Source organism: Balneola sp., from assembly GCA_003712055.1.
In the GTDB taxonomy this organism is placed as follows: domain Bacteria; phylum Bacteroidota; class Rhodothermia; order Balneolales; family Balneolaceae; genus RHLJ01.
This window is the reverse complement of record RHLJ01000002.1, coordinates 198,013-212,737: the sequence shown is the minus strand read 5'-3', so window position 1 is coordinate 212,737 and position 14,725 is coordinate 198,013. Positions and strand designations below refer to the sequence as shown.

At 39.4% G+C, this 14,725-nt stretch carries 11 protein-coding genes; 7 read left to right on the top strand and 4 right to left on the bottom strand.

Annotated features, from left to right (window positions below):
• The first annotated feature begins 37 nt into the window (after window positions 1-37).
• Window positions 38-436, top strand: a complete 399-nt coding sequence (locus tag ED557_05910; GenBank protein RNC84512.1) for a hypothetical protein — start codon at window positions 38-40, stop codon at window positions 434-436.
• Between the two features lie 237 nt (window positions 437-673).
• Here the strand turns inward: ED557_05910 and ED557_05905 are convergent, their stop codons facing one another.
• Both ED557_05905 and ED557_05900 read right to left on the bottom strand, forming a co-directional pair.
• Complete coding sequence (locus ED557_05905; GenBank protein ID RNC84802.1) at window positions 674-1,429, bottom strand: sulfite exporter TauE/SafE family protein; 756 nt, start codon at window positions 1,427-1,429, stop codon at window positions 674-676.
• Window positions 1,430-1,485: 56 nt separating this feature from the next.
• Window positions 1,486-2,268, bottom strand: coding sequence for a PhzF family phenazine biosynthesis protein (locus ED557_05900; GenBank protein RNC84511.1), 783 nt, complete (start codon window positions 2,266-2,268; stop codon window positions 1,486-1,488).
• A gap of 235 nt (window positions 2,269-2,503) precedes the next feature.
• On the opposite strand from ED557_05900, the gene ED557_05895 reads away from it, so the two are divergent.
• Window positions 2,504-4,909: an endonuclease MutS2 gene (locus ED557_05895; protein ID RNC84510.1), complete on the top strand. Its 2,406-nt coding sequence runs from the start codon at window positions 2,504-2,506 to the stop codon at window positions 4,907-4,909.
• A 42-nt stretch (window positions 4,910-4,951) separates the two neighbouring features.
• Window positions 4,952-5,299 carry a hypothetical protein gene (locus ED557_05890; protein ID RNC84509.1) on the top strand — a complete coding sequence of 116 codons (348 nt, stop codon included), beginning with the start codon at window positions 4,952-4,954 and terminating at the stop codon, window positions 5,297-5,299.
• Window positions 5,300-5,432: 133 nt separating this feature from the next.
• Here the strand turns inward: ED557_05890 and ED557_05885 are convergent, their stop codons facing one another.
• Window positions 5,433-9,194: a T9SS C-terminal target domain-containing protein gene (locus ED557_05885; protein ID RNC84508.1), complete on the bottom strand. Its 3,762-nt coding sequence runs from the start codon at window positions 9,192-9,194 to the stop codon at window positions 5,433-5,435.
• A gap of 133 nt (window positions 9,195-9,327) precedes the next feature.
• Complete coding sequence (locus ED557_05880; GenBank protein RNC84801.1) at window positions 9,328-9,696, bottom strand: carboxymuconolactone decarboxylase family protein; 369 nt, start codon at window positions 9,694-9,696, stop codon at window positions 9,328-9,330.
• 163 nt (window positions 9,697-9,859) lie between these two features.
• On the opposite strand from ED557_05880, the gene ED557_05875 reads away from it, so the two are divergent.
• The 4 genes from ED557_05875 to ED557_05860 all read left to right on the top strand — a co-directional run bounded on the left by ED557_05875 (window position 9,860) and on the right by ED557_05860 (window position 14,720).
• Window positions 9,860-11,356, top strand: a complete 1,497-nt coding sequence (locus tag ED557_05875) for a hypothetical protein (GenBank protein RNC84507.1) — start codon at window positions 9,860-9,862, stop codon at window positions 11,354-11,356.
• A gap of 73 nt (window positions 11,357-11,429) precedes the next feature.
• Window positions 11,430-12,518, top strand: a complete 1,089-nt coding sequence (locus tag ED557_05870; protein ID RNC84506.1) for a hypothetical protein — start codon at window positions 11,430-11,432, stop codon at window positions 12,516-12,518.
• A 214-nt stretch (window positions 12,519-12,732) separates the two neighbouring features.
• Complete coding sequence (locus tag ED557_05865; GenBank protein ID RNC84505.1) at window positions 12,733-13,212, top strand: TlpA family protein disulfide reductase; 480 nt, start codon at window positions 12,733-12,735, stop codon at window positions 13,210-13,212.
• Window positions 13,209-14,720 (top strand): hypothetical protein, encoded by a 1,512-nt coding sequence (locus tag ED557_05860; protein ID RNC84504.1) that lies wholly within the window; start codon window positions 13,209-13,211, stop codon window positions 14,718-14,720. Before ED557_05865 ends, ED557_05860 begins: the two co-directional genes overlap by 4 nt.
• Window positions 14,721-14,725 lie beyond the last annotated feature (5 nt).

The following is a 14,725-nucleotide window of genomic DNA, read 5'->3' as shown; positions in this document are numbered from 1 at the left end:
TTATGCAGTAACATTTCCAATTAATACGAATCATAAAATGATAGATTTTTATAATCGTGCGTATTATTTCTTTTACAAATTTAGTTATCAATTTCTTGGCAAAGATGATATGCCAGAATTTAAAGCGCTAATATTCATTAGTCTTACAAAGGGCTTTCTTATGTTGATAACTATCCTGTTTTTGGATTTAATAGAATTTAAAAATCAAGTTTGGTTTGAATCCAAAACTCCGATACAAATAGGTGTAGTTACAATTTTTTTTATGGTATTTAACGGGTTTTATTTTCTGAGAAATAATACTTACGTCTACATCGTCAAGAAAATTGAAGGAAATAACCCTGAAAAATTTAAAAAGTTAATTACCATAATAGTAATTCTTGAGTTTTTGGTATTTATAATATTAACCATATTAAATGGTCCTCACTCTCCGCTCTAAAACCTAACTTTGGCATGGATATAGACCTAGTTAATCTCGTTCCGAAGGTCTACTTAGGAACGTGGTGTAAGAAGCTCCAGCTCCAAGAAAGTATCCCAAGCTAAAGCTTGGGAACAAGTTGAAATCTACTCATCTTAAACAGAGACCATTCTTTAAATTTTTCACTACCCGCCTTCCGAAGTATCTTACGGAGGACAGGCTCGAAATGACAGGGGAAAATTGATCATTGAACCATTCTTAATTGAATACACTCCAGAGTAATCGGCCAGCCATTACAAAAGCCAATAACGCAAAGCCCCATTGCAGGTATTTTCTTTTAATTCTGTGATTTAGAAATACCCCACCAAAACCTCCTACCAAACCTCCAAAAGCCAATGGCAATGCAGTTCCTATATCGATATAGCCCAAGGTAGTACTGGATAACCCGGCAGTTTCAACATTAACCAATGCCAGTTGAACCAAACCTGAAAAGATCAAAACAACCATACCCAACTGGGAAACACTAACAGCTTTTCGAAAAGGCTGCCGATAGAGCAGGTTCATAATGGGAACCATAATACCACCCCCACCTACCCCAGCTAATGAAGCTATAAATCCACCTACTCCTCCTGTTACAAAAAACTCCTTAATCTTGAGTTCTGAAAACAATCGCTCCGATTCTTTGGATGCATCCTTTCCCCTTCTAAACATCATATAGGCCGCATAAAACAGAATCGCGCTGAAGAACACTGCAAATTGCTGCCGATCATAAAACTCAGAAGTAAGTATCCATTTACCCAGTGTGATTCCAATCACACCCATTAAGCCTAAATAAAGCCCTTCCTTCCAAAACATATTTTTCTGGATGTACTGGCGAATGGTACTACTGCCCGCCGCTACAAAGGTGCATAGGAGACCGGAAGCCACTGACCATTGAACAGGATGTTCAATACCTGCTTCATCAAACAAAAAGAAAAGCACAGGAGTAAAGATGATTCCACCGCCTACACCCATGAGCCCGGCTACCAGCCCACCTATTAAACCAACTAGTATGAGAAAAAAAACTTCCACTAAACGGTGATTTCACCTTTCAAATAAGTAACAGCCTTCCCTAAAATTTCCACTCTTTCTCCCTTATCCCGAACAGTAAGTACTCCCACTCTTTTTGAAATTTGACGTGCTTCCATTTCTGCCTTACCCAATCGATCCGACCAATAGGGAGTGAGTTTAGTATGTGCTGAACCTGTAACCGGATCTTCATCAATACCAACCTGTGGGGCAAAAAACCGGGACACAAAATCTACCTTATCTCCAGGAGCGGTAACGATAACTCCCCGTGCATTCACTTCATTTAGCATTCTGAAGTTAGGATTCAAACCAGCTACGCCTGCTTCGGAGTCGAGCACAACCATATAGTCATCAGTCTTGAAGACATTAGAATTAGGCTGTATACCTAGTGCCTGGAATAATATTGGAGGAGCTTCTACCTGAGGCATTGGATCAGAAGGAAAATCCATTTTTAGTCGGTCCCCTTCTTTTGAAACAACCAGCCTTCCGCTCCTGGTTTCAAATAAGATCTTTTCTTTTGAGTAGCCCATTTCCATGAACAAAGCATGAGCAGTAGCTAGAGTGGCGTGACCGCATAAATCAACTTCGCTTTCAGGTGTAAACCACCTTAGCCCAAAACCTTCCCCTTCGGCAACAAAAAAGGCCGTTTCTGATAAATTATTTTCTGCAGCTATGTGTTGCATTACATCATCGGGAATCCAGGAATCTAGTGGACATACGGCAGCAGGATTTCCTCCAAACAAAGAATCAGTAAAGGCATCAACCTGGTAGATGGGAATGTTCATGGCTTTTTTGATGAAGGTACCGATTTATAGTTAAAAAGAATCAAATAGTGAATAGTCATTGCGAGTGTAGCGAAGCAATCTCAATGTAATTGCCTTCTTCCAGGAGATTGCTTCGTCGATTCATTTCTAATATGATATCAAACCCAAACTCCTCGCAAAGACTTGTTAGAACTTTGAACAAAACATGATCGAAATCCAGCATAAATAGATTTATCTTTTCGGCTTAGTATTGCAAATGAAATTATATCCTCCATCCATAGTAGAAAAGCTTGGCTTTGAACAACTCCGCGAAGCCACATTGAAAGTATCTCAATCAGAGCTTGCCAGGGAGACTATTGCTCGTCTGTCTCCATCGAACCATCCCGATTTTGTAAGAACTTTGCTTTCACAGACTGGAGAAATGATTGACGTTCTGAGAGATCCGGATCCCTTCCCACTAGGAGAAGTTCCTGATATCCGGGATTACATGTCTATAGCTAAGCCACAAGGAAGTATCCTTTCTCTACACGCTTTTCCTGAAATTCTTTCGGTATGTACTACTTCCAGATTGGTCAAAAAATACTTTAAGTCTCGGATTGAGCATAAACTCAGGCTCTATGCTATTTCTGAAACCATTATTCCCCTCAAAGACCTGGAAGCTTCTATCAAGCAAAAGGTAACCGATGGTGGAGAACTAAAAGATGATGCCAGCCCGGAATTGAAGTCTATTCGAAAGCGACTGAACTCCAAGAAAAATGAGCTTCGGAGCACCGTCAATAAACTGATGAGAAATGCTACCAAAGACGGAATGACTTCCGATGAAGGGGCTACTATTCGCAATGGTAGAATGGTGATCCCTATTTTGGTGGAATACAAGCGTAAGATTCAGGGTTTTATTCATGATGTTTCCTCCACAGGGCAGACGGTATACCTCGAACCTGCTGAAGCCCTGCACTTGAATAATGAAATCCGACAATTCGAAGCAGAAGAACAACGTGAAATCGAACGCATCCTTAGGGAGCTCACCAATCACGTTCGGATAAATCGTGAATACCTTCAGCAAAATCTGGACGCTTTAGCCATGCTGGATGTGATTGCTTCAAAAGCAAAGGTCTCTCTTTCTCTGGATGCTGAAATCTCCATTACTTCAACATCTCGTCGACTTTCGATCAAACAGGGATTTAATGCAAACCTCCTTCTCAAGAATAACGGTTTGAAGAAGGATGAACGCACGGATATTATCCCATTAGACCTTCAATTGGATGAAAATGAGCGTTGCCTGATGATCACTGGCCCTAATGCAGGTGGAAAGTCGGTAGCAATGAAAACCGTGGGTATTTTTGCCCTTATGCAACAAAGCGGTTATGCCATCCCTGCCGATCCAACTTCTGAGCTTCCCATCTTTTCGGGAATATTTGTGGACTTAGGGGATGATCAATCTATCGAAAATGACCTGAGTACTTTTTCAAGCCGACTTCAATGGATGAGAGAAACGCAAAAGAACCTCACACCGGGAAGTTTGATACTGATAGACGAAGCTGCGGCCGGAACTGATCCTGAAGAGGGTGGCGCGCTCTTCCAGTCCTTTATTGAATATCTACTCCAAAAAGAGTGTACGGTATTGGTTACCACCCATCACGGCTCCCTGAAAGTTTTTGCTCATGAGCACCCTCTAGCCGTAAACGGATCGATGGAGTTTGATCAGGCTTCTTTGTCTCCTACCTATAAATTCAAAAAAGGAATTCCCGGAAGCAGTTATGCTTTCGAAATTGCAGAGCGCATGCAGCTGGATGAAGATATCTTATCGCGATCGAGGGAATTACTCGGGGAACAGAAGAATAAGATGGAATCCCTCATCTCTGAGCTGGAGGCTAAAACCCAGGATGCCGAAGAACTTAAGTCGACCTTTGAGCAGTTAAAATCTAAAGCCGAAACCGATCGAAACCGGTATTTAAATAAGCTGGACGGCCTAAACAGAGAAAAGGAGAAAATCCGCGAAAAGGCCTTGATTGAAGCCAAATCCATTATGGATAAAGCCAATCAAAAAGTTGAAAAAGCGGTTGAGCAGATCATTGAACAGAAAAAAACCAACAAAAAAGAAATTAAAGATATCCGTGAGGATATTGACCAGGAGAAGCAGAAGATTGAGAGCAAGCTGGAAGAAGTGAAAGAAAAGCGAGAAGCTACTTTCCGCAAAAGTAAGCAACCTCCAAAAGTAGGTGATTATGTCCGTTTTCTGGATGGTAATACTACTGGTCAACTCATTGAACAGAAAGGAAATAATGCAACCGTTCAAGCCGATGGATTGCGCCTTCGAACCAAATACAAAAACCTAGTAAAGGTTGAGCCTCCCAAAAAGAAGAAGGAAAAGAAAGCCAGGGCTTCTGTTTTGGTTGGAGATGCAGCTTCTTTAAAAGAAATGGTTTCCCCTCGTCTTGATCTGAGAGGAAAGCGAGCAGATGAAGCTTTAAATGAAGTCACTCATTACCTGGATAAAGCAGTGTTCAGAGGACTGAACCAGGTAGAGATCGTTCATGGCAAAGGAGATGGGATTCTTAAAGAGCAAATTCACAAATACCTAAAAGACCGAACCGAAGTAAAGCATTTTGAGTTAGCCCATGAAGATCATGGCGGTGCGGGAGTTACGGTTGTCAATTTTTAATGATCAATTGTTCAATTAAGAATTATTCAATTATCAATTAGGATGAATCCCTTCTTCAAAAGTTGGTTTAAATTTTTCAGCTGGACAATTTTAATTGCAGGTTTTGTAGCTCTTATTGGGTACTTGGATTTAAAAATCTCCGGAAAAAAACTACCAGAAGATGCTTTAAAGGACGCAACCATTGTTATACTAGCAATAGCTATTTTCGTTTATCCCTTGAATGAATTACGCTCTAAAATTATTCATAAGATTTGGGACGTTGTTGGTAGTCCCTGGGAGAATCAAGAAAAGTTTAAGCAAAGGGTTTCTAAAAAAACGCTTACTACCATACGGTTAATTTTAGTTGGTATTCTGATTCTAGTCGTGTTACTAATAATTCTGAATAGATAAACCTTAGTTTGTCATTTCGAGCGGAGCGAGAAATCTAAAAGTTAATCTTTGTTTACGATGTGTAGATTTCTCGCTCCGCTCGAAATGACAAAAAAGAAAATTGATAATTGACTAATTCTTAATTGCACACGGATTACTTAATAAGCATCATCTTTTTTGTCTGAACAAAACTTCCTGCTTGAATTCTGTACACATAGATTCCGGATGATAAACCAGAGGCATCAAATTGAACTATATGGTTTCCTCCTGATAACTCTCCATTAACCAATTGAGCTACTTCCTGGCCAAGTAAATTATAAACTGTCAACAATACCTTAGATGAGTTAGGAAGTGAAAAACTTATGTTTGTTGTCGGGTTAAAAGGATTTGGATAGTTCTGCTCAAGATTAAAGGAAGATGGTAGTTGGATAGGATCTTCTTCGTTAGGTACGCTCAATACACTGACATCGATCATATCTGCAATGGCACTATCGCTTAGGGCATAATTATAGATTTGGATGTCATCAATCGCACCTTTATAAGGTTTATTTCCTTCTGCATTGTTTCCGATATATATATCGGAATTAGTAACCTTGATCAAGCCAGGATATTTAACTTTTCTGGTATTCACTCCGTTTAGGTATAGCTTCATATTCTCCCCCTCGTATACTGCTGCTACGTGAAACCAATCTCCGGGCTGTATAGGAGTATCTCGAAAATAGATACGCCTCTCATTAAGAGTAAAAGTTACTGTCTCTAGATTAGGATCAGGTGAGTTGGCATCCCCGGTCCCATCATTTAATCCATCTCTTAGGCCAACCAAAAACCCATCGTTGAATCCATCAAAGCGAGAGATTATCGAGCTTTCTGATAATATCTCTCCTTCGCGCTCCATCTTTAACCAAAAAGTAAATGAATAGCTCTCGGATAGGGAATCTAAAATTGAATTTGAATCAGTGATCATAAGCACGTCATCTACCCCATCCAGGTATAGTGCAGAGTTAGGAGTATCGAAACGATCGGAGACAAATGATCCTCCTGTATTTGTCACAGTATGATTAAAGGAACTTGAATCAACAAAATTATCTGAGAATTCTAAAGAAAGTACTTTTTGTTGTTCCAGGCCAAATCCTCTAAAACGATTGTTGTAAAGCTCCTTTATATAGGTACTATCTACCGCGTAGTTCAACATTCTTACTTCATCTATAGCCCCAAAAAAGTTTGACCCTATTTCAATATCTGCTTCCTTGAGTTTTACCTTGGCATCAACGTTAGTGGTTTTTAGCATCTCTCCATTCACATAAAACTTCACTTCTTCTCCATCAAAAGTACTTGCTAAATGCATCCAATACCCTTCATCTATATCCAGGTCAGATATATTTACCCTTATTCCGTTCAGGTCAAGAAACATTCGATTGGTAGAAAAACCATACCAATCGAAATACCTATAACGCGATAAACCGAATTGTAACCGATCACCTGCTCCGGTTTCTTTTCTCGTAAAGATGAAGCTATCGTCTAGGCTTGAATATGTAGTCCTCAAACTGTCTAAAAGCACCCATGAGGCTATAGTAAAACCTGAAGTTAATGAATCATATCTCTCATCAAGACTTGTCAATAAAACCGAATCTTCTGAAGATTTAAAATAGACTGCATTATCCTTCACCCCGAACCGATCTTCAAATCTACTTGTATTCCTCTCTATGATTTCCCCTTCTAGTACCTGATTTGAAACGCCATCTTCATTGAATGGAAGATATAATAGTTCTTTTTGTTCTACAGCGGGATCAACATGGATAAAATCAATGAGAGAGTCTATTTGAGCTCCTGAAAGAATGAAATCATATAGCTTAACGTCATCCAGTGAACCATGAAAACCAAAATTCCTACTTGCTGAATTTCCAATATTGATCGTTTCTCCATCAAAGCTAAATTTGTATTGACTTAGAACATACCTACTTAAAATACCCTGCTCTTCTCCATTTAAATAAAACTTAAATCTATTTTGCTCCTCTTCGCTATTATCAAAAGTGATTGTCAAATTTAGCCACTCATCCTGAGGCAAAACAGGTGTGGAATACCTTATATCTTCTCCCTCTAGATATGAATACACTTTCCCGTCCTGATCGAGATATACACTAACACCTAGGCTTTTGAGGTACGGTTTAGAGTCTAAAACATAATAGTTCGGTTTTTCAAAAATGGTTGACCTCACTGGATTTAAAGACTCAATTTTTAACCATGTTGAAAATGTGAATGTTTCAAAGGGGTCTAATGATTTTGTTGAATCATCATACTCAAAAAATAAAATGTCACTTTTTCCATCAAAGGATAATGCTGCTTTATCTTCTTTGAATCGATTTTCTACAAATGTGCCTCCCTCTAGAAAAATGGGATTTGAAGGAATGCTATGATCTACTACACCCTCATCAAACGAAATATCTAATACTTTCAAAGAATCATAATTAGGAAAAGGCTCAAGTTGATTATACTCCCTAATCACATTTTCCAGACTTCCCCCTTCTCCTGCATAAATAATTAATTCATCTAATGCTCCTATGACCTTTGACGAGGTTGCACTACTTACCCCTATTCTAACATCATTAAAAAATTTATCGAAAGGAAATAAAGTATGTTCAACCTCATTTATGAATTGCCCGTTTTTATAGATTTTTATTGATTCACCCCCAAGAGCTTTTGCATCATCAACAATAAATGCCAAATGCATCCATTCAGCATCCTGAAGCTCTATATTCTGAATCACCCGTTCATTTGACCAGATATCATTAAATTTCAATTGATCATTGGAAAAGCCAATCGTAGTTGAGGGCGATTCTCCTTGCTCAATAACAATCGTTTCATCGTATGTTTTACCACCAAAAAAGTGACTTGTAAATTCATCAATCTTTAGCCAAAACATAACAGAATAGCTACTCCAGTTTCTTTCTGGAACACTCAACCAAATTGGTATTCCTCCAGAATTATTGTTCTTTATCTTAACTCTTGAATCAATTCCATTTAACAGAAACGCTTTATTTGGATTCCCAAAACGATCGTATACATATCCTTCTCCATCAGTTTGAATTATCGAATTAGAATGAAATCCAGTAAGATCTTCCACAGCACCATCAAAACTCAGATGCAATAGTTTTAAGGTGTCTTCATCATTACTAACATTCTGAAATAAGCTCTTATAGTAGTTTGCTTCATTTTCAATGAACTCTTCACTTACTACTTCATTAAACACTTTGAGTTCGTCCATCACCCCTTGAAAAGAATTGCTATATCCTACGTTAGGAACATAATTACCCATTGGAAATTTGCTACTTCCAATAGTTACGGTATCGGTTTTAGGATTGCCAATTACTACGTTCTTTTCATTTATATATTCTCCATCTATGTAATACCTTGCTTTCCCATTTTTGATAGTAAAAGCAACATGAAACCAATCACCATTATTTATTCGTTCTACAGAATCTGACCAATAACTATTTACATATACTTTACCAAGATTGTCCATCCAGAAAACATACCCTCTATCTCTGCTAACCCAGGTATTTTGTACAAAAGAATCAAACCGCTCTAAAATTACCCCAAAATTTCCAGTTGACTCTACATCATATTTGAGCCAAACCATTATTGTAAATCCAGAAGCATCAGAAATAGCACTCAACTCATCACTTAATGATGTTAGTGTAATCTCATCATCAACTCCGTCGAAATAAAACCCTTTACCATTCACCCCTTCAACAAATGTATTGCCTATTGCATCGATATTGGGATTTAAACCTGTTGAATCAACGACACTTCCATCAAAGGCCAGATGAAGTACTAAATTTTCCTCCTGTGCAAAGGAATCGGTGGCAAAGGCCATTGAGAAAAGGGATAGCATGAATAGAAAGGAGACTACTTTCATGTCATAAATAACTGATTTCAGTAATTACTTAAATCTACAATCCAAATTTATAAATGGGTATTAAGTTTTGATGAATAAGGAATCGATTAAGAATTAGTCAATTATTAATTAGGAATAGGTAATTGAATAATTCTTAATTGACAAAACTCCCCTCCTCTTCCAGCATCTCAATGGTATCTACCGCATGACGTAAATGAGGGATCACAATACTTCCTCCGACAATCAAAGCTACATTAAGCGCATCAATAATCTCGGCTTTCGTTGAGCCTGTTTTTGCACTTTGCTCCAGGTGATAGTCAATACAATCGTTACAGCGTAACACAGCAGAAGCAACCAGTCCAAGAAGTTCTTTTGTTTTGGTATCCAGGGCACCATCACGGTAAGTGTTTGTATCCATATTAAAAAAACGCTTGATGCCCAGGTGATCTAAGCCCAGCACTTTTTCATTTTGTTCAGCCCGGCGTTCACGGAATTGTTCTAGTCGGTTTTTTTCTTCACTCATAGTTGTCATTGTTAAGCCACGAAATGATTTATATAAAAGTACAATAAATTATTATGTACTGGTTATTTGTTAATGGTTATTGGTGAACTTTGCCAATAACCATTAACAAATAACTAATATCAATTTTGTGCTTTGGAGATTTTGTGGCAAATTCTGAGCCAATATGTTCCAAAAGAAGCAATCGAAACATAAGCTGGTGGTAATTGGTGATTCCCTCTCTCAGGGATTTCAAAATGGAGGTATTTACCGAACTGACATCAATTTCCCTTCTTTCATTCACAGATGCTTCGATCCTCTTCCCGTTTTCGATCAACCTAAATTCCTGGCCCAAGCAGGGATCCCGCTCAATCTTGAAGTATTGCTCCGAGGTTTGTCTGATGAATTCGGCTCTGAAATTGACTGGAGTGAGTATGGAGGCGTTGCTGCTCACACCATCAAAACCCTAAAGAGAATCAAAAAATACTGGGAGGGCGGTTTTAAAGATTTAAGTGTTGATCAACCCACCCCCTTCCATAACCAGGCTATCTGGGGATTATCCATTAATGATACCTGGATGATTAATGAGAAAAACAGCCGCGAGTTTATTGAACAAAATAAGGAAGTGTTTTCAGTCTTTGGCTTCCTTCCTGAACATGCGAAATATGTCACCTCTCGCCTGGTATTGAATCCTCAGCTAAAAGCGGAATACGAAACGGAATCCCAGCTTTCGAACGTGGAAAAACTGGCCGAGGATGGTGGTATTGAAAATCTGATCGTTTGTATTGGTCACAATAATGCCTTAGGTGCAGTTGTGAATTTAAATCTCACCTGGTCGGAGCCTGAAGACCTGGAATCATTCATGGCTTTTAGAAAGCACTCCATCTATCGCCCTGAACACTTTGAACTGGATTACAGAAAGCTGGCAGAAAGAGTTAAAAAAATTGGAGCCGAACGGGTTTTTGTACCGACTATCCCCTATCCCACAATCCCTCCTGTTTGCCGGGGAGTAAATTCTGAGTTTTCAAGTAATCATTTAGGGTATTTCGATTATTACACCCGCTTCTGGATTTGGGATGAGGACTTTGATCCCGAAAAACATCCCCACCTTACCAAGGATGAAGCTATCCAAATTGACTTTACTGTTGATGAATTCAACTCCATCATTCGGAAGGTCGCTCGTGAGTATGGCTGGCATGTAGTTCCAATGGCAAAAAACGTAGCCAGTATGGCAAGAAGACGATTAGGAGGAGAACTACTCAGAAGCTACCCCGATGATTTTATCGCTGCTTTAAAAAGAAATCCTAACACTGAGCATTTAGTAGATGAGCACAACGAAGCGCTAATATCTACTGATTTTATTCGTGTTAAAAAGGAGACCGGAAAAATCCATAAAGGAGGTGTTTTCAGCCTCGATGGCTTACACCCCACGACCATAGGTTATGGCTTAATGGCCAATGTATATCGGGAAGTAATGAGAAAGGCCGGGGTTAAATTTCAAAAGCCTATAGACTGGGATTTAATAATTCGTGAGGACTCACTGGTTACAGATCCACCTATTTTGCTGGCTGAATTAAAATTAGTACTTCGGTATTTAGCAATGGGAAGCCAGGAGAGAATTGTTAAAATGGGCAAGGGGTTGATTTCGCAGGTTATTGAATTGTTTGGCCCCAACAATAATTGACGGGCACCTTCTCTTCATCTTATCTTCATACTCAAAGGTGATTATCATCCAATTTTTAACTCTTTTTCGATCCATGAAATATTTATCGGTACTAACAATCTTCATCCCATTCATTGCCTGCTCTAATCAACCAGCAGAAACTCCTTATGACCCCTCAACAGATACCTTGAAGTATGAGCAGGAAGTCCATTTCCAGAACGTTCGCCAGCTTACTTTTGGAGCAGATAATGCAGAAGCGTACTGGGGATTCGAAGACACCAAGTTAATCTTCCAATCAAATAATCCGGCCTGGGGTGCTGATTGTGATCAGATTTATTACATGGATACTTCACCTAAAGACGCTGATTTCGAGCCTACTATGATCAGTACAGGTACGGGAAGAACTACCTGTTCATTCTTTCTGCCAGGCGATACTACTTTTGTCTATGGATCAACACACCTTGCAGATAAAGCTTGTCCTGAGGTTCCAGAGAGAGGTCCTGGCGGAGCTTATGTCTGGCCAATTTATGAGGGTTATGACATCTTTAAAGCCAATTTGAAAGGAGAAATCATTGCTAACCTTACCCCTGATTCTCCGGGTTATGATGCCGAAGCCACCTTATCTCCGGATGGAACTAAAATCGTGTTTACCTCAATGCGAACTGGAGATTTAGAACTTTTCATCATGGATACAGATGGATCTAATGTGGTTCAGATCACCGATGAATTAGGATATGACGGAGGAGCTTTCTTCTCACCAGATGGCGCCCAGTTAGTATTCAGGTCTTCCCGACCAAAAACAGACGAAGAAATTGAGAAGTATACTTCCCTCCTGGCTGAGGGGCTTGTTGAGCCGACTGATATGGAACTATATATAGTGAATGTAGATGGTACCGGCTTACGCCAAATCACCAACCTTGGAAGAGCAAACTGGGCACCTTATTTCCATCCATCTGGAGAAAAAATTCTTTTTTCATCCAATCACAAATCTGAAAGAGGATTTCCGTTTAATCTTTTTATGATAAATGTAGATGGTACAGAGCTAAAACAAGTTTCTTTCGACCCTACTTTCGACTCATTCCCCATGTTTTCGTACGATGGTAAAAAAGTAGTATTCGGTTCTAACCGTTTCAATGGAGGAGATCGATCTACTAATGTCTTTATAGCAGATTGGGTGGATTAGTAAATCCCACTGTCATTGCGAGAATTCGGGTAATTTCAACCCTTTTTATTAAGTAATCTACGAAGCAACCTCTACGTACCAGACTTTATCAAGGAGATTGCTTCAGGATTGTCTAAGGCCAATTCCTTCGCAATGACGAATTTTCGATTTTATCTTTTTGTGATACTTGGCTGAACTTTATTGATGATTATTAGCTTAGAAATAATCAAACATTATGAAGTTAACATTAGCCATACTTGTTTTTTTGGGGAGCCTTTCAGTTGCTCCTCCCAAGGTGAATAACTTTCGCCTTAAGAATCTGGATAACCGAACCACCACGTACAAAGATATAAAGGGTGATACCTATACGGTCATCGATTTTTGGGCTACCTGGTGCAAGCCCTGTATAAAGTCTATTCCCAAGCTGGTTGAAATATCGAAGGAGTTTGAAACGGAAGGCGTAAACTTTGTTGGTATTAGCATCGATAGCCCTCGAAACCAGGCCAAAGTAAAACCTTTTGTTCGCTCATTAGGGGTAGAATATGATGTCCTTCTGGATCCAAATAGTGAAGTAATGGGACGATTGGGCGTTCAGGCAGTTCCTACCTTGCTCATCATTAACCAGGATGACGAAATTATCTACTTTCATGAGGGATATAAGCCCGGTGAAGAGGTGGAGATAAGAGAAAAAATCCTAAGCCTTCTGGAAGAATGAAACTGAGTTTCTATTCCATATTTCTCTGCCTTATTGTACTGGTTTTTAGCACACCTGCAGCTGCACAAATTTACGGCACTAATACCTTTGAATTTCAATATGGGAACCTCCCTTATGAAGGCGACAGGGATTTAACTACCTCTTATAATCAACTTAACCTGTTCTACGACTCAGACAATCTCAGTTTTTTTGGGAAAGTTGAACAGTTCATTACCCCTTTTGACGACCGGAATTATCTGGATTTAACTCAAAAGCTTGTACAATACCGGGATGAAATGTTTAGAGTACGGGTAGGTAATTTTTATGAAACCATAGGCAGAGGCTTACTCCTTCGAAGTTATGACATTCCCGGATCGGTGTATGAAGATGCCTTTGAACGAACTCGATATGGGTTCTATCGTGATTTGGAAGGAATCGGCATCGATTTATACACTGATCGTTTAGAAGTAAAAGCTCTTAGAGCTGAACCTTTATTCAATTTACTCCCTCCGAATTTTGAAGCCGACTCAGCCCGTCGGCCTGATCTTGTTGAAGCGCTGGAAGCCAAGTTCTTTGTAAACGACATTGTTAGCGTAGGTGGCGCTTATATGCGATCTCACCCCAGTTTCACAAATAACTATACCGAATATGGTTCTTTTTCACTGGATTTGAACCCTCTTCCTAATCTACAGGTATTCAGTGAATATGCGTTTCAATCCGATGCATCTCTTACTGCTTTCAATGACGATGACTCGTATGCTTTGTATGCCGGAATGAATTTCTATATTGGTTCTTTTGGGGGAAGTTTTGAATACAAGAACTACAATCAGTTTAGGCTAGGACAAGGATATAATGACCCCCCGTCTCTTATAAAAGAACACACCTACCCCGTCCTTAACAGAAGTACCCATGTACTCGAAACTTCCGACGAGACTGGTATACAGGCTGAAGTGTACTATAATTTTGAAGGAGGACATTCTGTTACCGCAAACATGACCACTGCAAAAAATGATCTGTTCAGAGAATTTGACTACAGGGAATATTTCGTAGAGGGCTATTATGAAGTTGATGATTACCTCTCTCTTAAAGCCTTCTTTGATTACGCAAATGATGATTTAAAAGGAGAAGAGGATCGTATTTCTGTTGGTTTTATCACTGATAAATCCTTCGATTATGTTTGGGGCTTTGTACTAGACCTTCAGTACCAGACTTTTGACAGGCAATTTGATCCGGATAACAGCACTAACTTCTATGGATCACTCGCCTTCTCTTATTTACCCGATTTTTCTGTTGGAGTAGTATTTGAGGCATCTACTGATCCTCAATTAACAGATAACCCCAATACTTTTGATGCTGAAACGGATACAAGAACCTGGCTGGGTGGAAACCTCTCCTACAAATTCAACTCTAAGCATAGAGTAGATGTATTTGCCGGAAAGCGGCGAGGTGGTCCGGCCTGTACTTCAGGAATCTGTTACGAGATTCTGGACTTTGAGGGGGTAGAGCTCCGTTTTTCAACTCGATTTTAACTTGA

Bases quoted from the DNA above. Each gene is read 5' to 3' on its own strand.
- ED557_05910 (RNC84512.1), top strand. From the start codon at position 38: ATGATAGATTTTTATAATCGTGCGTATTATTTCTTTTACAAATTTAGT.
- ED557_05905 (RNC84802.1), bottom strand. From the start codon at position 1,429: ATGGGTGTAGGCGGTGGAATCATCTTTACTCCTGTGCTTTTCTTTTTG.
- ED557_05900 (RNC84511.1), bottom strand. From the start codon at position 2,268: ATGAACATTCCCATCTACCAGGTTGATGCCTTTACTGATTCTTTGTTT.
- ED557_05895 (RNC84510.1), top strand. From the start codon at position 2,504: ATGAAATTATATCCTCCATCCATAGTAGAAAAGCTTGGCTTTGAACAA.
- ED557_05890 (RNC84509.1), top strand. From the start codon at position 4,952: ATGAATCCCTTCTTCAAAAGTTGGTTTAAATTTTTCAGCTGGACAATT.
- ED557_05885 (RNC84508.1), bottom strand. From the start codon at position 9,194: ATGAAAGTAGTCTCCTTTCTATTCATGCTATCCCTTTTCTCAATGGCC.
- ED557_05880 (RNC84801.1), bottom strand. From the start codon at position 9,696: ATGAGTGAAGAAAAAAACCGACTAGAACAATTCCGTGAACGCCGGGCT.
- ED557_05875 (RNC84507.1), top strand. From the start codon at position 9,860: ATGTTCCAAAAGAAGCAATCGAAACATAAGCTGGTGGTAATTGGTGAT.
- ED557_05870 (RNC84506.1), top strand. From the start codon at position 11,430: ATGAAATATTTATCGGTACTAACAATCTTCATCCCATTCATTGCCTGC.
- ED557_05865 (RNC84505.1), top strand. From the start codon at position 12,733: ATGAAGTTAACATTAGCCATACTTGTTTTTTTGGGGAGCCTTTCAGTT.
- ED557_05860 (RNC84504.1), top strand. From the start codon at position 13,209: ATGAAACTGAGTTTCTATTCCATATTTCTCTGCCTTATTGTACTGGTT.